The organism is Roseburia sp. AM16-25, assembly GCF_003473825.1.
Taxonomy (GTDB): Bacteria; Bacillota; Clostridia; order Lachnospirales; family Lachnospiraceae; genus Pararoseburia; species Pararoseburia lenta.
Window position 1 is genome coordinate 62,424 of sequence record NZ_QUCW01000004.1, and the last position, 19,508, is coordinate 81,931.

Sequence of the window (19,508 nt, forward strand, 5' to 3'; positions counted from 1 at the left end):
AAAAGAGGCAGCATGATGAATACATTACAAGCCCAACCCGGCATCAAAAAAAACCATATGGATATTTTATGGCATGACTACAGCGACCCCAACGATACCATGCCGATCATCTCTGCCACACTGCCTGCCAAGGCATCTGTCATCGGGCGTGTCGGCATCATGATGTTAGCATGCGGAACCGGAGCCTGGCGTGTCCGCAGTTCCATGAATACCCTATCCGAACTCATGGACATCACCTGCACAGTGGACATTGGACTCATGTCGATCAACTATACCTGTATTGACGGAAACGACAGTTTCAGCCAGTCTCTCTGCCTGACCAATACCGGGGTCAACACTTCGCAGTTGAACCGTCTGGAAAAGTTTGTTTCCAATTTTTCCAAAAACGAACGACAGCAGACCTGTGAGCAGATTCATTCTGCTCTGGATGATATCGAAAAAATACATGGCTTATACTCACCACTCACACTAGCCGCCTCTGCCGCTCTAGCCTGCGGAGCCTTCACTTTTCTGCTGGGCGGCGGCATTGTGGAAATGCTCTGCGCCTTTGTCGGCGCGGGCATCGGCAATTACATCCGCTGTAAACTGTCCAAGCACCACTTTACCTTATTTTTGTGCATCATTGCCTCCGTTTCCGCCGCATGCTTGTCCTACACGCTTTTATTAAAACTCTTAGAGGTCATCTTTGCGGTACGGCTGGAGCACGAAGCCGGCTATATCTGCTCCATGTTATTTATCATTCCCGGCTTTCCTTTCATTACAAGCGGTATCGATCTCGCCAAACTGGATATGCGATCCGGCACCGAGCGTCTGGTCTACTCGCTGATCATCATTACGGTCGCTACCATGACCGCATGGATCCTGGCTATGTCTTTGGGCTTACAGCCTATGGACTTTTTGCCTTTGAACTTAGGCCTCTGGCAATGGATCCTGCTCCGCCTGCTCGCCAGTTGCTGCGGGGTCTTTGGCTTTTCCATTATGTTTAACAGTCCCGTGCGACTGGCACTTGCCGCCGGTCTGATCGGTGCCATTTCCAATACCGTAAGGCTGGAACTAATCGACCTGCTTGCCCTGCCACCTGCCGCTGCAGCCTTTATCGGGGCTTTTATCGCCGGTCTCTTAGCCTCCACCTTAAAGGGATTGGCAGGCTATCCGCGTATCTCCCTGACCGTGCCATCCATTGTCATCATGGTTCCGGGGCTTTACCTTTACAAGGGCTTTTATAATCTTGGCATTATGAACCTGACGGCTGCGGCTTCCTGGCTGGCATCCGCACTCCTTGTCATCTTAGCCCTGCCTCTTGGGCTGATCTTTGCCCGCATCCTCACCGACAAAACCTTCCGCTATTGCACCTAGATACCACAGAGATACCACAGGGACACTCCTTATGGCAAAAGGAACGTCCCTGTGGCGCATAAAAGATCTACAACTTGGCAACACTAAAAGTAGTTGAAGTTGGAGGTCTTTTTTATGAGCACATACAAGGTTGAGATCTGCGGTGTCAACACTGCCAAACTGCCCTTACTATCCGATGAAGAAAAGAATGAACTTTGGGATAAGATAAAAGCAGGGGACGCGCAGGCACGCGAGACCTATATCAAGGGAAATCTGCGCCTAGTGCTCAGTGTCTTAAAACGTTTTTCCGGTCATGGGGAAAATCTGGACGACCTCTTTCAGATTGGCTGCATCGGGCTCATCAAATCCATTGACAATTTTGACCCGACTATGAATGTCAAGTTTTCTACCTATGCTGTTCCCATGATCATAGGCGAACTCCGCCGCTATCTGCGTGACACTTCCAGCAGTATCCGCATTTCCCGTTCCCTGCGCGATACCGCTTACAAAGCAATCGTTGCCAAAGAAAATCTCCTGCGCACCAGCGTAACAGAACCTACCATGGACGAGATCGCCGCTGCCGCAGGCATCCCGGTGGAAGATATGATCTATGCCTTAGATGCCATGCAAAGCCCCCTGTCCCTCTATGATCCTATCTACAATGATGGCGGCGATACCTTATATGTCATGGATCAGATCAGTGACAAAAAAAATAAAGAAGAGAACTGGGTCGAAAGTCTCTCCTTAAATGATGCCCTTGGAACCTTAAGTCCAAGAGAATCCCATATCATAAAATTGCGTTTTTTTGAAGGGAAAACCCAAATGGAAGTTGCCTCTGAAATCCAGATCTCCCAAGCCCAGGTTTCCCGCCTCGAAAAAAACGCCTTAAAATCCATGGAGCACTATCTTACCGGCTCCACTTGTCGCTCAAAGCATTGATCTGGTCAGCAAATTTTGCCAGATCCTTATTCGCCATGCCCTCGCAGTCCCGGATCACGCGCATAAGCCGCTCTCCTGCGGCAAGCAGTCTGGCGAATACATTGGAAGATGCCTTGGAGGATGGCGTCTTCTTTTGTTTTACCTGTCGGCTGCCCTGCTCCAAGCAGGCTCCGGTCAGAAGATCAAAGCGGTCGCCGGAATAAGGTGCATACGCCTCATAGCCGTATTTTTCATGGATGGCATCTGCAAAAGAATCACAGACAGCATCCTCCCCATGTACGACAAAGACCTTCTTTGGCGCCTTTTCAAAGCCGCCCATCCAATCCAGCAATTTATTCTTATCGGCATGACCACTGATCCCCGGCAGATTTTCAATCCGTGCCTCCACATGGACAGTCTCACCAAAGAGTTTGACCTCCTTAGCCCCATTTAAAAGGTTAAAGCCTAGAGTCCCCGGCACCTGATATCCCACAAAAAGAATGGTAGATTCCGGTCGCCAGAGGTTGTGCTTGAGATGGTGGCGGATACGGCCTGCCTCACACATACCGGATGCCGAAATAATGACCTTTGGCTTCATGTCAAAGTTGATCATCTTGGACTCCTCACTGGTCACTGCCATCTTTAAACCCGGAAAACGGATCGGATTCTTGCCCTCGGCGATCAACCTCTTTGCTTCCTGACTAAAACATTCCGATACATTATCATGAAAGACCGCAGTTGCCTCCACCGCCAAGGGACTATCCATATAGACCTCAAAATCCTCTAAATCAGACAGCATGCCCTCCTCTTTGATCCTGCGGATAAAGTAGAGCATTTCCTGTGTCCTGCCGACGGAAAATGCCGGTATGACCAGATTGCCTCCCGCCTGAAACGTAGATCGCATGATCTGTGCCAAAGCCTTGGCAAAATCGATCGGCGCCTCATGCAAGCGGTCTCCATAGGTGGATTCAATTAACACATAGTCTGCCTCTTTTAAGTATTCCGGCTCCTTAATGAGCGGTCGGTTTCCCTGTCCGATATCCCCGGAAAAAACCATCTTTCGCTTTTCATTTCCTTCTGTCAGCCAGACTTCAATGGACGATGATCCCAAAAGATGTCCGGCATCTACAAAGCGGACCGTGATCTCATCGCAGACCTTGATCGTCTCATGGTAATGCACCGGCACAAATTGCTCCAAGACACCTGCGGCATCCTCAACCGTATATAAAGGTGTGACCTCCGGCCTTCCGGCACGTTTTGCCTTACGGTTCTTCCACTCTGCCTCAAAAGTCTGGATATGTGCGCTGTCCTTTAACATGATGTTGCAGAGTTCACACGTCGCCTCTGTCGCATAGATCTGCCCCCGGAAACCATGCGCATACAAAAGTGGCAAAAGCCCCGAATGGTCGATATGTGCATGGGTCACAAAGACATAATCAATACTGCTCGCCTGTACCGGGATCTCTTGGTTTTCATAGATATCCGGCCCCTGCTCCATGCCGCAGTCCACCAAAAACTTCTTATCGCCCACTTCCACATAATGACAGGAACCTGTCACCTCATGGGCTGCCCCCAGAAATTCAATGATCATACCTTCTCCTCCGTTTCGTCAGAAAATTTCCTGTTCCATATCCATATTATATAACATTTTTCCGAAAAATCACACTACTTTCATACCATTTTCCTGCCGTGCCATCTCCCGATGCAGCCGCTTCATGATCTTTTTTTCCAGACGGGAAATATAGGATTGGGAAATTCCCAAAAGGTCTGCCACCTGCTTTTGCGTCAGTTCTTCCCCATCTTTGCTATGTAGCCCGAAACGCAGTTCAATGATCATCTTCTCCCTGCCGTTTAAGGTCTTTAATGCCTGATGTAATAGTTTGAGATCTGCCTGCGTCTCCAAATCCCGGTAGATCACATCCTCGTCCGTGCCTAAAATATCCGACAAAAGAAGTTCATTTCCATCCCAGTCCACATTGAGGGGTTCATCAATCGAAACCTCCAGTTTCTGCTTGTTATTTTTACGCAGATACATAAGGATCTCATTTTCAATACAGCGCGACGCATAGGTCGCCAGTTTGATGCTCTTGGAGGCATCAAAGGTATTGATTGCCTTCATCAGACCGATCGTGCCGATGGAGATCAGGTCTTCGGTTCCCACCTTGGTATTATCAAATTTCTTGGCGATATAGACGACCAGACGCAGGTTATGGGCGATCAGTTTTTCCTTTGCCTCCTTATCCTGATGATCCTGCATAGCCTCGATACATGCCTGTTCCTCTCTTGCATTCAAAGGTTCCGGAAGCACCTCACATCCACCGATGTAAAGCAATTCCAGTTTCTCTCTCGTAAGCCATCGAAACAATAAACGCATATGCTCACTCCCAACAAAAATCTTTATGTAATATCATCTGGTAATTTTTCCCCTGAAACAAGGATGCCTTGCCAAATCCCAGCAGGATCTCTTTCTGGCTGACCATTTTTCCCGCCTCTTTCATCAGGAATTTATCTGCTGCCACGATCTCCATAAAATCCTGCCCTGCCACCGTCTCATAGGCGATCAGACGCATCCGCTCTGCCGGGATCTTCCATTTCTCCTTATAGTCTTCCGACACCACGCAAACCGGTCTGCCACTGATGGGGTCGCGCAAGAGATTTCCGGTATCGGCAAGTGCCTGCATTTTTTCCACATGCCCACACACCAGGATCGCCACTTCCCGCTGCTCTCTTTTTCTTGCCTGTAAGATCGATGCAATGACCGTAAGCAAAAAAAACAAAGCACATGCCAGAGGTAATAAGAAATCCCGGATCTCCGCCGGCAGATACAGATCCAACAGGGACACCAGCCCGCCCAATCCCGCATAAACGATCAGCAGGTGAAAATAAAGGACTGTCAATGCCTTAGGGGCTGTCCTTTCAAATGCCAGTAACAGCATGAGTGGATTGACAAGAAAAACGACAAAAATGACATAGCCCCAAAAGGAATGTAAAAACAGATATGCCAGACAGCCAAGCCCCGTAGCAAGCAGGCTCGCTAAGACCAGCCTTGGCACCGACATAGATTTTTCCTGCCAGATCGCAAGGGCTAGAAGACTTGCCAGATCCAGCATAAGATTTTGTAGAACAAGAACATCCAAATAAACGACATAAATAAAAAGCCACCTCCTTTTGATAAAATCAATTATAAGGAAGTGGCTTTATAAATTCTGTCGAAACGAGCCTGCTAGATTATTTTCTTGTGTTCTTTAAAAATTCAGGAATCTTGATGTCTTCCTGCTTGACTGTGCTGGTCGGCTGCTGTGGCTTGGTCAGTGGTGGGAAGTTACCCATACCGCCTCCTACAGATGCTCCACCAGCCTGTGATGCTGCCGATGGTCTCGGTGCCTGTGTCGTAGGCTGTGTATGTACGCCTGCGCCAAATCCGCTTACGGATGGCTTTGGTGTGCCAAGCCCGCTGGCATACTGCATATTATTTAAGAGAGAACTGCCCATAGATGGCTTTGGTGCTGCTGCCGGTGCGTCCTCTAAGCCTGTAGCAATGACTGTGATCGTTGCTTCATCCGGCTTGGACTCATCATACTTGGCACCGAAGATGATATTGACAGAATCTCCTGCAAGATCCTTGACATAAGTAGATGCTGCATTGGCATCCATAAGAGAAATATCTCCGGAAATATTGATAATGACATGTGTTGCGCCATTGATGGTCGTATCCAAAAGTGGACTCTCTACTGCCATACGAACAGCCTCTGTTGCCTTTTCGTCACCCTTGGCTGTACCGATACCGATATGAGCAAGACCCTTGTCCTTCATAACAGTCTGGACATCTGCGAAATCCAGATTGATCAGAGCCGGCAGATTGATCAGGTCTGTAATACCCTGTACTGCCTGCTGTAATACTTCATCTGCCTTCTTGAGCGCTTCCGGCATAGTCGTTCTGCGGTCTACAATCTCTAATAATTTATCATTCGGGATCACGATCAAAGTATCAACATTTTCCTTGAGTCTCTCAATACCGGACTCTGCGTTGACCATACGTGTCTTTGCTTCAAACTTGAATGGCTTGGTCACAACACCAACGGTAAGGATGCCCTGCTCCTTGGCGATCTTGGCAACAACCGGTGCTGCACCTGTTCCGGTTCCGCCACCCATACCACAGGTAACGAATACCATATCTGCGCCCTTGACATTGGCTGCGATCTCCTCTGCGGTCTCCTCTGCTGCCTTCTGACCGATCTCCGGCTGTGCGCCTGCACCAAGACCCTTGGTCAGTTTCTCACCGATCTGGATCAATGTCGGTGCCTTGCAAAGGGAAAGTGCCTGCTTATCTGTATTGATCCCGATAAACTCAACACCTGCGATATTCTCATCAATCATTCTATTCACAGCGTTATTTCCTGCGCCACCTACTCCGATCACGATAATCTTGGCACTGGTATCCGCTTCATTCGTCATTATTTCAAGCAAGGTCTTAATCCTCCTTCTTCCTATCTCAAAATCTATGAGTAAACCCATAAATCCTATTCTACAAACCCATATAGATTATAATATATAAATTTTATTCATTTATCAACCTATTTTTCAAAAAAATTGAAATTTATACAGGCTATTCTTTTGGTCTTTCAAACACAATATCTGTGTTATCCGGTGTCCAGTTTTCTAAATGTAGTGTCCCGCTTTGTCCTTCCAGATTTGGCAGGATATGTGGCAGACGCATGATCTTTTCTTCCACGTTAGTATCATTTCCCACACAGATCAGAATACTTCCGTAAACGACCGTAATGCGGCCTCTTTCATCAAAAGAAAGGCTGCTGATCGCAATGTCGTACTTCTTTAAGATCTTTAAAAGATTTAACATGAAGGATAACTGGTCTTTTTCCAGCCCGACCTTACTGCCGACCTTTGCCTTATCCAGGGTGATCCCGGACACCTGCATCACATTTTCAATGACGCGGTCCGACACCTCCACCACTTTTCCGTCTTCATCAAAGTAAGCCATACGGTTGTCCGAAAGCAAAACGCATCCGAAAAGTTTCTTTTCCGTCACGTCGATCTCCAACTTGTCATAGCCCTTGATCTTTACCTTGATCGCGGACACAAAAGGAATATCGGTCTTTGGCTTGATGAGGTTCTTGCCCCAGGCATAGACCGTATTCTTGGAATAGGAGTCGTCCAGTACCAACTGCTTGATCTCCTCCTCCGTATAGACGGTATTGCCTTTGACCGTCACCGTATGCACCGTACAAAAAGCATAACTCGCCATAGCTGCGACAAGCAGGCAGATGATCACACCCAGAACTATATTAAAAAAGTAAAAGCGGAACTTGGAAAATTTCTTCTTTTTTTTCTTTGGGATCTCTTGGTTGTTTCTTCCTTTTCGTTTCATCAATCACAGTCTCCATCCTCTTTCTATCCTAAGTCTCCACATGCGCACTCTTTGACACGCTGAGGGCTACGCCCATCTCCGCGATCAGAAACATGATGGAGGTTCCTCCATAACTGACAAAAGGAAGCGTAACACCGGTGTTTGGCATGGAATTGGTCACAACGGCAATGTTTAAGATAACCTGTAAGGCGATATGCACCATAATGCCGATCACCAGATAGGATCCAAACATGTCTTTGGCATTGGTCGCGATCAAAAGCAGACGCCACAATAAAAGAATATACATAAGTATCACACAGATGGCTCCGAAAAGTCCCAGTTCCTCACAGATGATGGAAAAAATCATATCATTCTGCGCCTCCGGGACAAAGCCCAGTTTCTGGATACTCTCGCCCAGCCCCTTGCCAAAAAGTCCGCCGGATCCGATCGCATACAAGCCCTGCAGGGTCTGATAGCCGGTGTCGTAATTTTCCGGGTGTAGCCAGATCTGCACACGCTCCTGCCGGTATGTTCCAAAAATAAAGACAACCGCCAGTAAAGCAACGCCCACAAAAGCAAGGATAAACGGTGCCGTCTTGGGACTGGAAATAAAGACCATGATAAAGGCGATCCCCACAATAATGATGGCGGTACTCAGGTTGTTATAGGCAACCACCACAAAGATAGGCAAGATCGTTGCCAGCAGTTTTATATTGCCCTTGAAGGTGCGCATAGCCATCGGTCGTTTACTGATTACCGTTGCCAGATATAAGATCACGGCAACCTTGGCCAGTTCGGACGGCTGGAAGGAAAATCCTGCAATGTTGAGCCAGCGGGAGGATCCATGACTACTGGTTCCCACAAAATTTACCGCCAAACACAGAACCGTCGCCAAAAGATACGCCACACCCGCAAATTTGGCAAAAAAATGGTAATCCAGTTTGACACAGATATAAAGCAGAACAAAACCAAGTCCTGCTGACATCGCCTGTCTTTTCAGATAATAAATGGAACTGCCGAACTTCAAGGTTGCATTATAGGCACTGGTACTATACAACATGACAAGACCAAAACCTAAGATACATATGATCATCAGCAGTAAGGTATAGTCGATATATTTGGTTGTTCCGGTGCGCTTTCTTTTCTTTTTTTGCGCAGTCACGGCTCTCTCCATGCATTACTCCTTTAGATTTCTTACATATGCTTTAAAGATATCTCCACGCTGTTCGTAATTGTCAAACATGCCCCAACTTGCACATGCCGGTGATAAAAGAACAGCCTCGCCCGGTTCTGCTGTCTCATAGGCAATGTCTATGGCTTCCTCTAAAGAATCCGCAAAGACATAATCATGAAAATCATGTGCATCGGCGCAGAGCGCGATCTTCTTCGCCGTCTGTCCGATCAGGACCAGTTGCTTGACCTTGCCATCAAAACTATCGATCCACTCATCATAAACGGACTCCTTGTCATAACCACCACCGATCAGGACTGTCCTGCGGTTCATGGCACAGATGCCCTTGATCGCGGCATCCGGGTTGGTTCCCTTGGAATCGTTGTAAAAGGCAATGTCATTCTTTTTGCAGACAAACTCGATACGGTGTTCTACTGCATGAAAGGCTCTCAGTCCCTCCCGGATAGTCTCCATCGGCACGCCCATGCCATCGCAAAGTGCAACCGCTGCCATAACATTTTCATAATTGTGTGCACCTAAGATATTGAGTTCTTCCACCGAAATAATATGCTCGGTCTTTCCATTTCTTGCCCACAGGATCTCATTTTCCTGTAGATAGAGCCCAGCATCCAAAGTCTCGGTGCTGGAAAACAAGACGACTTTTTGCTCTAAGGTCTTTCCAAAGGCACGCAGGACTTCATCATTATAATTGAGCACACACAGATCATCCCTGGTCTGGTTCTTTACGATGCTCTCCTTGGCGGCAATATAATTTGCCATGGTATGATGGCGGTTCAGATGATCCGGCGTGATATTTAAGATCGCAGCCGCTTTCGGTGCAAACGTATCAATGGTCTCCAACTGGAAACTGCTGATCTCTGCCACAACAACCGTATCGTCTGTCGTCTCCTCTGCCACGCTCGTATAAGGAATACCGATATTTCCAACGACTGCCACATGTGCAAAATGTCTTGCCATGATCTGACCGACCAAGGTTGTTGTCGTCGTCTTACCATTGGTTCCGGTAATGGCTACCACGTGCCCCTTGCCAAGGACATATGCCAGTTCGATCTCGCCCCAGATGGTCATGCCCAAAGTTTTCATCTTTTCTACCAAAGGAATATCCAGCGGCACGCCCGGGCTCAAAACGGCAATATCAAAGGACTTTAACATATCCTCCGATACATCCCCCAGGATCAGTTCCACCGGTGTCAGTTCCGGGTTCTTGCTGCGGAATGCTGCCACATCCAAAGCCTCATTGCCATCCTGTATATATACCTTTTTTGCATGATGCAGCAAGAGTTTTGCTGCTGCCACGCCACTTTTTCCTGTTCCTACGACAAGTACTGTCTTATTTGAAATATCCACAATCTGCCTCCTGACTTTTCTCGTTTAAAGTGCTGCATATCCGATCAGGCAAAGCAGTGCCGTGATGATGGAAAATACGGCTACAACTCTGGTCTCTGACCAGCCGGAAAGTTCAAAATGATGATGGATCGGTGCCATCTTAAAGATACGTTTTCCGTGTGTCAGTTTAAAGAATGTCACCTGGATGATCACGGATAAAACCTCTACCAGATAGATCAGACCCACGATCAGGATAAAGAGTGGCATCTGTAACATATAAGCCGTTGCTGCCACAAAACCGCCCAGTGCCAAAGATCCGGTATCTCCCATAAAGACACTTGCCGGGTAGACATTAAAGAGCAAAAATCCTAAGAGTGCTCCCACGACCGCACAGGTCACCGGCTCGATTCCACTGTTCATCCCTACGGCTACCACCGTAAAGAATACTGCAACCAATACCGTTACCGAAGATGCCAGACCATCCAGTCCGTCTGTAAAGTTGACACCGTTGACCGTACCGATCACGGCAAAATACATGAGCGGAATGGCAAGCCAGCCCAGATCAATGTAATGTCCGCCGGAAAACGGCACCAGCATGGTCAAAGAAACATCCGTGTAACGCACCAGATATACGGCAAAGATCGTTGTCACCACGATCTGTAAAAGCATCTTCTGCCATGCCAAAAGTCCATCCGAACGGCGCAGAACAACCTTTAAATAATCATCCAGAAATCCGATAACGCCAAAACCTACCGTAAGAAATACGATCGGTATGATCTTGGGATAACGTGACACATAAAAAAGAGATGTGATCACGATCGCTGCCAAAATGATCAGGCCGCCCATGGTCGGCGTTCCTGTCTTGATCTGATGCGACTCCAACTCCTCACGCTCCGTCTGTCCAACCTTGAGTCTTCGTAAAAAAGGAATAACAATAGGTCCTAGAATCGTTGCTATCCCAAATGAAATAAGTACCGGAAATAAAATTTTTTCAACCATAACGACTCCTTGTTTATTATGCATTCTTTTGCAAATTTCATTTTTTTCAACTAAATAGTATAAGTGTTTTGGCACTATTGCGCAACTGCACTATCCGTATTTTTTTCGGTCTCTTCCACGCCCAGATAAGGCAGGATATTTTCAAACAACTGGCTGCACACCGGTGCCGCGATCGTGCCGCCATAATAAATGCCTTGGGGCTCATGGATAATAACGATGGCTAAGACCTCGGGATCCTCTGCCGGGGCAAACCCGATAAAGGAAGCGATATACTTTCCGCTCCCGCGGGGAAGCATCTGCGATGTCGCCGTCTTGCCTCCTACGGCAAAGCCTGCAACCTGACCGTTCTTACCGGTCCCCTCCGCTACCACCTGATGCAAAAGACCTCGCAGGATCTCAGAGGTCTCCTTTGATACGACACTGCCTTTGTCCTTGGTCTTGTAAGTTCTTGTCACCTTGCCATCGCGATCCCGGCAGGTCAGTGCGATATGCGGGGTAACGCGCTCTCCCCCATTGATCAGAGAGGACACTGTAGATGCCATCTGTATGGGCGTTAATTGAAAAGACTGACCAAAGGAAATGGTCGCCAGTTCCACCGGACCTACATTTTTTAACTGGTGCATGATGGTCGCTCCTTCGCCGGGCAGGTCGATCCCGGTCGTCGAAAGCATCTGGAACTGTTCAAAATAATGAAAGAAACGCGGCGCTCCCAGACGCAGTCCCAACTGGATAAAGACCGGATTGCAGGAATTCATGATGGCATGGGTAAAATCCTCGCTCCCATGTCCCGTTGTCTTGTGACAACGGATCCGCGTATCCTCCACCGTGATACTGCCATTACAGTAAAAGGATTCCTCCGGCGTGACTACCCCTTCTTCCAGTGCCGCAGCCGTTGTGATAATCTTGAAAGTCGATCCCGGTTCATAGGTATCACTGATACAGATATTGCGCCACATCTCATTTAAAAGATCGGTCTTCTCCCCGGTCTGCCCCGCCATGTATTCCGTTAAGGTAAAAGGTTCCTGCAGGGAAAACTCCGGTACGTTGACCATGGTATAGATCTCCCCATTTTTCGGATTCATGACAATAATCTCCACACCGGATGCCTGATGGCGCTGCATGGTCTGTTCTGCCAACTGGGTGGCGAAACGTGAAATATTGTAGTCCAGCGAGACATAAAGATCATCCCCTGCCTCCGGTTCCAGCCGAACCTCCCCCAGTTCGGCGACCTCCACGCCTCTGGCATCCGTATAGGTCAGAATCTTTCCATCCTCTCCCTGCAAAGCCTCATCATAATAAGCCTCCAGCCCGATGATGCCCTGATTGTCGCCACCGGTAAAGCCTAAGACCTTAGATAAGATGCGGTCATAGGGATAATAGCGCTTGTAGTCATCATCCACCTTGACCCCTGCAAGATCATAGGCACGGATGGCATCCCCAATGTCTTTTTCCACATTGGTCTTGATCTTTTCGATGGAGGACACCTTTTCTACTTTCTTTCGTATTTCTTCCTCCGTCAGCCCCAGTTCCTTAGTCAGGCAGGAAATGACCGCCTCCGGATCCTCGATCTGGTTATGTATGACGGAAATTGTGCATACCGTCTTATTTGACGCAAGAATTACGCCATTTCTATCAATAATGCGTCCTCTTGCCGCCTTCACCTTGCGCTCCCGCTGCTCCACCTCTACCGCCAGTTCCGCGTAATGGCTTGCCCGAAAGATCATCAGATAGCCTACGCGCAGCCCTAAAGCCAGCAAAACGACGATAAAGGTCCCACCGATCAGTTTTGCCTTTCGGTGGGAGTACACACGCAATCGTTCCATGCCAAGCCTCCATAAAACGCTTTATCACATTTTATTCTGCTGCCACAGAATCCATACGTTCAATATTCATATAAGGTAAGATTTGTGAAAAGATATTTTTTGCAATGAAAGAAGACTGCGAACAGTGATCCTGCGCTTCTACATGCGGCACATCAACAACCACATACACCACGACCTGTGGGTCTTCCACAGGTGCATAGCCAATAAACGACACCACATAATTTCCGGAGCCACGTGGAACCTTCTCTGCTGTACCGGTTTTACCGCCAATCGCATAACCTTCTACCGCTGCTTTTGCACCGGTTCCTTCGCTGACAACGGTGTACATATAGTCGCGAAGGGTATCGCTTACTTCCTTGGAAACCGTCTCTTTCAATACTACCGGGTTGATTTCCTGCACCGTATTGCCGGAATCATCCACCACTTTTTTAACAACATGCGGCTGATACAAATCCCCTCCATTGATAAGAGAGCAAAAAGATGATGCCAGCTGAACCATCGTCACATTAAAGCCCTGTCCAAAGGAAGAAACTGCAAGGTTTGATTCCGTCTGCGCCAATTGTTCTTCGCTAAAAATCAAAGAAGCTGTCGATGCCTCTCCCGGCAAGTCAATACCGGTCTTCTGACCGAAGCCATATTCCCGGCTATATTTTGCAAAATTCGCCGGTCCAATGGAGCGTACCATCTGCATCATCGCATCATTACAAGAGTCGCGCAGTGCGCCTCGCAAATCCTCCATTCCATGACCTGTTCGCTTCACACAGCCAATTTCATGGCCACTCACCCATTCTCCACCGTCACAGATGTAGGTTTCGTCTCCGTGTAATGTTCCGGAATCCAACCCCATTGCTTCTGTAAATGGCTTAAACGTAGATCCTGGCTCAAATGTCTTTGAAATTGCATAGTTCTGCCAGAGATTATTCAGTGTATTCATTTTGTCTTCATCTGACATCGCAGATAATTGTTCCTCTGTAAAGTATGCACTGAGATCCTTCGGATTATTCAAATCGAACGTTGGATACGATGCCATAGCAAGCACATCGCCATTTTTCGGATTCATTACAAGCACTGCCGTATTATCACTACCTGTCGTAGCACCTTCTGTCTCCTGCTTCATTTCCTCATTGGCTTGTAAAATAGCACTTTCTACAATGGTCTGTATGTTTGTATCTAATGTAGTTACCAGCGAATACCCATTCTCCGGCTCGATTACGGTCTGTTCAACATTACTGTCCGCGTTAAGATACCCATAAGCTCTTCCATTCGTGCCGTTCAATGTATCATTATACTGATTTTCCAAGCCGATCACACCGGTCGTTGCATTAGCAAAGCCGATCATGGCACTTGCCAGCGAATTGTAAGGATAAGTCCTTGTATATTCTTTTTCAAACCAGATCCCCGCGATCTGATCCTTGGTATCTTCGCCGTTCATTAAGGCTTCAAAAGCCGCCTTTTCCTCATAGGAAACATGCTTTGCCAGCACTGTATATTCCCGATCCGGGTTGTCTGTGATCTCCTGATTGACCTGGTCCGCCGTGATCTCCGGGAAGCACTGGGTCAGATAGGCGATGGTAGATGAAATCTTTTCCTCGTTTGCATGCAAGACCTTGCTGTCCAGGATGACATTATAAACATCTACGCTTGTCGCAAGAACCGTCCCCTTGCTATCCACGATGTCACCGCGCTTATACGGAATGATCGTACTGTCATATTCCTGCTGTGAGAGCACGATCTTTTCGTATTTCTCCCCACTCGTGTATTCGATATACATGAGCCGGAAGATCAAAGCCACAAAAAGAATGCATAATACTCCAAAAACAATGTAAAGCTTATTATGCATTCTCCTAAGTAACTTTTTCGGTTTTTTCCTTCTGCTTCTTCGTATCTGTCTAGCCAATCAAAAAACTCCTATCCTATGGAATATTGTGATACTGGTTCATATAATCACTGCTATCCATATCATAATACACGATCTGGTCAGCATTTGCATAGACCATGCCCATCTCATTGATGGCAGCCGTCTTGATGTCGCCTAAATTGGTCGCACTGGCGATGCGGCTCTCGGTCGCACTGTTGGATGCCTTGAGATCAGAAATATTCTGCTCCAAAGCCGAAATATTATCCATATGTGTCGTGATGCTGTTGGTCAGATTGATATAGCCTACAAAAAGACCCACCAATGCAACTGCCACGGATACAATATACATAGAATAGACACGTTTGCGGCGCATGGCTGCCTGTGCCTTGCGTCTTGCCTGTCTTCTCTTTCTTTCTCTTTCTTCACGGATCTCACGCTCTCTGGTATGGCGGTCCGGAAGCGGCTGTTCTACCTGTCGTACGGTATTGCCGTCTGTATAATAATAAGTCTTTACCTCAGTCATAGTCCTCTCCTTTTTCAAACTCCCAACTATCTGCTGCTTGTCCCTCTTTCAAATACACGTAATTTTGCGCTTCGTGATCTGGTATTTTCTTCCAGTTCCTTTTCGGATGGAAGGATCGGTTTTCTTGTGATCACACGTCCTTTGGACTTCTTTCCACATACACATACCGGAAAATCTTTCGGGCAGGTACATGGATCCTGATTTTTCTTAAACGTATTCTTTACGATGCGGTCTTCCAAAGAATGAAAGGTGATGATACAGATCCTGCCATCCTCTGCTAAAAGATCGATAAATGCATCCAGATTCTGCTCCAGCACATCCAATTCCCGATTGAGTTCAATACGGATTGCTTGATACGTGCGCTTTGCCGGATGTCCGCCGGTAACCTGTAATTTTTTCGGGATCGACCGTTCAATGATCTGATTTAACTGTCCTGCTCTTGTGATCCGCTCTTTTTGACGTTCTTTTACGATATTCTTGGCAATGTTCTTTGCAAATCGATCTTCTCCATAGTCTCTGATGATGCGATAAAGGTCTTCCTCGGAATAGTCATTGACGATATCCGCTGCTGTCATCGGATTGTCCTGATCCATGCGCATATCCAAAGGTGCATCCTCGACCATGTAGGAAAATCCTCTCTCCGGTGTGTCTAACTGAAAAGAAGATACGCCAAGATCTAAAAGAATACCGTCTACCTTATCAATGCCAAGTTCGTGGACTCTCTCAACCATGGCTTCATAATTGCTGTGTACCAAAGTCACACGGTCTGCAAATGGTCTTAGTCTCTCGCCTGCGGCTTCCAGCGCATCATAGTCCTGATCGATACCAATCAGGCGTCCTGTCGTCAGCCGTTTGGCGATCTCATAAGAATGTCCGCCACCGCCGAGTGTCCCGTCTACATAGATGCCGTCTTCTTTGATATGTAATTGTTCGATTGTCTCCGGTAAGAGTACCGAATAATGCTTAAAGTCCATCTATGTTCCACTCCTAAATACTCAGTCCCAACTCAGCCATATGCTCTACGATCTCGTCCATGTCATCATAAGAACTTGCATCCGCATAACGATCCTTGTCCCAGATCTCGATCTTGGTCAGAACACCTACTAAGACAACATCCTTTTCCAGTCCTGCAAATTCACGAAGTACCGACGGAATCAGAATACGTCCCTGCTTGTCCACCTCACACATGGCAGCACCCGCAAAGAAGAAACGCATAAATTTACGTGCGTCTTTTGTTGTCAGATTGACTTCGCGGAACTTCTCCTCTATGCGTTTCCATTCTTCCTGGGAATATACGTACAGACAGCCGTCCACGCCTTTTGTCACAACGAACTGATCGCCCAACTGTTCACGAAACTTTGCCGGAACAATAAGTCTGCCCTTGGCATCTACGTTATGACTATATTCTCCCATGAACATAACTGCTGTACCTCCTTTCCCCTAGCATCTTATCCACGAAATTATCCACTTATCCACCACTTCATGACACTACATACCACTTCGCACCACTTTTATGATTATTTTATGGTATTAAAGGGCAAAAAGCAAGCCCGAAAACCTTGTAAAATCAAGGCTTTCGGGCTTGTGGTAGATGGTGGTGGCAAATCCCACTACTATTTCTTGTGTCCTTTTATTTTTAAGCACAAGTTCTTGTGGTTTTGTCCCTTTTTATACGTTTTTCTTCCAGTGTATAAAAATTTTTACAATATTTAATTATAATTTTTGTGCATTATTTTGTTTGGACTTGTGCAGACCGAGGGCAAAAAGGATCAGGGCAACCGCCATCAGAACCAGTGCCAGTGCCTGTGATACCGGAAATCCGGTGACCCACATCTTCAACTGGTCGGTACGCAGTCCTTCGATCCAGAAGCGTCCCAAGCCGTAAAAGAAGAGATAAAAGTAGAAAAACTCTCCGTGAAACTTCTTGTGTTTTGTCATTGCCAGTATAAAGATCAAAAGTGCCAGATTCCAGAGGGATTCATACAGGAAGGTCGGATGTACCTGTACATAGGTCACGCCGTCTGCCACTCTCGCGTGTGCCAGCATCTCCTGCGTGATGTCATCCATGGACCGTACAGCATTTAATGGCAGTTCCATGGCAAAGAGTCCATCCGTGTATTGTCCGAAGGCTTCCCGGTTGAAGAAGTTGCCCCAGCGTCCCAAGATCTGTCCGACCAGAAGTCCCGGTGCCGCCAGATCTGCGAACTGTAGGAATGGGATCTTTTTGATCCGGCACATGATATAGGCTGTCAGGACCCCGGCAAGCACACCGCCGTAAATGGCAAGGCCGCCCTGTCTGATATTAAAGACCGACAGCAGATTATCCTTATAATAATCCCAGGCAAACACCACATAGTAGATCCTCGCCCCGATCACGGCAAAAATAATGGTAAAAATGCAGATATCCAGACATTGATCCGGGTCCAGTCCGTCTTTTTTTGCCCGATGCAAGATCAGTGATACGCCCAGCAGCATGCCAAGTGCAATGATCATGCCGTAGTAAGCGATCGTGATGCCAAAGACGTTTATATTCTTTCCTACATGTTCCAGATAGATATGTAGGTTTGGAAAATTGATATCCATATTCATTTTAAAAATCCGCCTTTCCTTTTCCTATTTCCATACTCTAGCACATTTTATGCCATAGAAAAAGACCCGCAAAAAAACTTGCGGATCTTTTTCATCTTTTTTTTATTTCATGGCAAAACTTGCACACATGGTCTGTCCGACACCTGTACTGTCAGCAATATCCACACTTCCCGCCTCACACTTGCCAGAGGCATTGTAATGGCAGTTCTTGGCATCGCAGGTGATCTCTGTCACACCGTCCGGCTCTCCGGCTCTGTTGCAGGCGCATCCGTCTTTGCCCACTTCATAGTTACCGCAATATGTCTCATCACTCTTCTTTGCGCTTGTACCTTCCACAGTGATACCTGCTCTGGCACACATCTTGTCCGCATTGTAACGGCACTCTGTCGCTCTACAATCTAATTGTGTCATACAAAAACTCCTTTCTCGCCATAGGGCGAATGCAAAATAGCAGCCTGCCTTATGCAAGCTACTATAATATTATGTCCTCTTAAATTTCTCCTATGCGACCAGGAAGATTGTATTTTAAAAAGCGCAATTTTAAATGATGAGCATGGCATCGCCAAAACTAAAGAAGCGATATCGTTCCTTTACTGCCTCCTCATAGGCTGCCATGACATGTTTCCTGCCGGCAAGGGCAGAAACCAGCATGACAAGCGTGGATTCCGGCAGATGGAAATTCGTGATCAGTCCATCGATGACCTTGAACTGATATCCCGGATAGATGAAGATATCCGTCCAGCCGCTCTTGGCATGTAAGGTGCCGTCCGCTTCTGCCGCCGACTCCAGTGTTCTCGTGCTGGTCGTCCCAACAGAAATGATACGTCCTCCGTTTTTTCTGGTCGTATTGATCAGGTCTGCCGCTTCTTCCGAGATCTGGAAAAATTCGGAATGCATATGGTGGTCTAAGACATCATCCACCTTGACCGGGCGGAAGGTGCCAAGTCCCACATGCAGAGTGACCTCCGCAATGGATACACCCATGTCACGGATCTCCTGTAAGAGTTCTTTTGTAAAATGCAGACCTGCGGTCGGTGCTGCCGCAGATCCGTCATATTTGGCATAGACCGTCTGATAGCGGTTCTTATCCTTGAGTTCGTGTGTGATATAAGGCGGCAGGGGCATCTGTCCCAACTGGTCCAGGATCTCCTCAAAGATTCCTTCATAGGAGAAACGAATCAGGCGGTTGCCCTCATCCACAATATCGATGACCTGGCCCTTTAAAAGTCCACCGCCAAAGGTCAGGCGTGTGCCGATCCTTGCCTTTTTGCCCGGTTTTACCAGTGTCTCCCAGACATCATCGCTTTTCCGCTTCAAAAGCAGGATCTCAACCTTGCCTCCGGTCTCTTCGCGCTCGCCATACAAACGCGCCGGTATGACCCTGGTGTTGTTGATGACCAGACAATCGCCCGGTCTTAAATATTCCTTGATATCATAGAAATGGCGATGCGTCACATCGCCACTTTTTTTATCAAGGATCATAAGTCTCGAATTTGATCTTTTTTCCAGAGGATCCTGTGCGATCAGTTCCTCCGGAAGATCATAATAAAAGTCTTTTACATCCATTTTCTTTTTCCTTA

18 protein-coding genes are annotated in these 19,508 nt (G+C 47.3%); 2 read left to right on the forward strand and 16 right to left on the reverse strand.

The features are described from left to right. Positions 1-15: 15 nt before the first annotated feature. The gene (locus DW183_RS10390) at positions 16-1,356 is read left to right on the forward strand and encodes a threonine/serine ThrE exporter family protein (protein ID WP_199649438.1); all 1,341 of its coding nucleotides are present in this window, start codon (positions 16-18) and stop codon (positions 1,354-1,356) included. A gap of 114 nt (positions 1,357-1,470) precedes the next feature. Then, positions 1,471-2,274, forward strand: coding sequence for an RNA polymerase sporulation sigma factor SigG (gene sigG, locus DW183_RS10395; RefSeq protein ID WP_118281939.1), 804 nt, complete (start codon positions 1,471-1,473; stop codon positions 2,272-2,274). On the opposite strand, the gene DW183_RS10400 is transcribed toward sigG, so the two are convergent. From DW183_RS10400 to queA, 16 genes are all read right to left on the reverse strand, one after another. Next, positions 2,243-3,844 carry an MBL fold metallo-hydrolase RNA specificity domain-containing protein gene (locus tag DW183_RS10400; RefSeq protein ID WP_118281940.1) on the reverse strand — a complete coding sequence of 534 codons (1,602 nt, stop codon included), beginning with the start codon at positions 3,842-3,844 and terminating at the stop codon, positions 2,243-2,245. The two genes, sigG and DW183_RS10400, sit on opposite strands and share 32 nt — an antisense overlap. Positions 3,845-3,913: 69 nt before the next feature. Continuing rightward, a complete protein-coding gene (sigE, locus tag DW183_RS10405) occupies positions 3,914-4,627 on the reverse strand; it encodes an RNA polymerase sporulation sigma factor SigE (RefSeq protein ID WP_118281941.1) in 714 nt (237 codons plus the stop codon). A 4-nt stretch (positions 4,628-4,631) separates the two neighbouring features. After that, on the reverse strand, positions 4,632-5,390 hold the full coding sequence (locus tag DW183_RS10410) for a sigma-E processing peptidase SpoIIGA (protein ID WP_118281942.1): 759 nt from the start codon (positions 5,388-5,390) through the stop codon (positions 4,632-4,634). Positions 5,391-5,481: 91 nt separating this feature from the next. Next, complete coding sequence (gene ftsZ, locus DW183_RS10415; RefSeq protein WP_118281943.1) at positions 5,482-6,720, reverse strand: cell division protein FtsZ; 1,239 nt, start codon at positions 6,718-6,720, stop codon at positions 5,482-5,484. Between the two features lie 139 nt (positions 6,721-6,859). After that, positions 6,860-7,639 carry a cell division protein FtsQ/DivIB gene (locus DW183_RS10420; protein ID WP_118281944.1) on the reverse strand — a complete coding sequence of 260 codons (780 nt, stop codon included), beginning with the start codon at positions 7,637-7,639 and terminating at the stop codon, positions 6,860-6,862. Positions 7,640-7,667: 28 nt separating this feature from the next. Continuing rightward, positions 7,668-8,792 (reverse strand): FtsW/RodA/SpoVE family cell cycle protein, encoded by a 1,125-nt coding sequence (locus DW183_RS10425; RefSeq protein WP_118281945.1) that lies wholly within the window; start codon positions 8,790-8,792, stop codon positions 7,668-7,670. A 3-nt stretch (positions 8,793-8,795) separates the two neighbouring features. Next, positions 8,796-10,157, reverse strand: coding sequence for a UDP-N-acetylmuramoyl-L-alanine--D-glutamate ligase (gene murD, locus DW183_RS10430; RefSeq protein WP_118281946.1), 1,362 nt, complete (start codon positions 10,155-10,157; stop codon positions 8,796-8,798). 24 nt (positions 10,158-10,181) lie between these two features. After that, positions 10,182-11,135, reverse strand: coding sequence for a phospho-N-acetylmuramoyl-pentapeptide-transferase (gene mraY, locus DW183_RS10435; protein WP_118281947.1), 954 nt, complete (start codon positions 11,133-11,135; stop codon positions 10,182-10,184). A 74-nt stretch (positions 11,136-11,209) separates the two neighbouring features. After that, the gene (locus DW183_RS10440) at positions 11,210-12,958 is read right to left on the reverse strand and encodes a peptidoglycan D,D-transpeptidase FtsI family protein (RefSeq protein WP_118281948.1); all 1,749 of its coding nucleotides are present in this window, start codon (positions 12,956-12,958) and stop codon (positions 11,210-11,212) included. A gap of 31 nt (positions 12,959-12,989) precedes the next feature. After that, on the reverse strand, positions 12,990-14,798 hold the full coding sequence (locus DW183_RS10445; RefSeq protein WP_243069565.1) for a peptidoglycan D,D-transpeptidase FtsI family protein: 1,809 nt from the start codon (positions 14,796-14,798) through the stop codon (positions 12,990-12,992). 73 nt (positions 14,799-14,871) lie between these two features. Next, complete coding sequence (locus tag DW183_RS10450) at positions 14,872-15,339, reverse strand: hypothetical protein (RefSeq protein ID WP_118281950.1); 468 nt, start codon at positions 15,337-15,339, stop codon at positions 14,872-14,874. A 26-nt stretch (positions 15,340-15,365) separates the two neighbouring features. Continuing rightward, positions 15,366-16,313 (reverse strand): 16S rRNA (cytosine(1402)-N(4))-methyltransferase RsmH, encoded by a 948-nt coding sequence (rsmH, locus tag DW183_RS10455; RefSeq protein ID WP_118281951.1) that lies wholly within the window; start codon positions 16,311-16,313, stop codon positions 15,366-15,368. A gap of 13 nt (positions 16,314-16,326) precedes the next feature. Further along, on the reverse strand, positions 16,327-16,758 hold the full coding sequence (gene mraZ, locus DW183_RS10460; protein WP_118281952.1) for a division/cell wall cluster transcriptional repressor MraZ: 432 nt from the start codon (positions 16,756-16,758) through the stop codon (positions 16,327-16,329). A 294-nt stretch (positions 16,759-17,052) separates the two neighbouring features. Further along, positions 17,053-17,928, reverse strand: coding sequence for a prolipoprotein diacylglyceryl transferase (gene lgt / locus DW183_RS10465; RefSeq protein ID WP_118281953.1), 876 nt, complete (start codon positions 17,926-17,928; stop codon positions 17,053-17,055). Positions 17,929-18,030: 102 nt separating this feature from the next. Further along, a complete protein-coding gene (locus DW183_RS10470) occupies positions 18,031-18,339 on the reverse strand; it encodes a DUF1540 domain-containing protein (protein ID WP_118281954.1) in 309 nt (102 codons plus the stop codon). 129 nt (positions 18,340-18,468) lie between these two features. Beyond that, entirely contained in the window at positions 18,469-19,494 is a 1,026-nt protein-coding gene (gene queA, locus DW183_RS10475; RefSeq protein WP_118281955.1) for a tRNA preQ1(34) S-adenosylmethionine ribosyltransferase-isomerase QueA, read from the reverse strand. Positions 19,495-19,508: the final 14 nt, after the last annotated feature.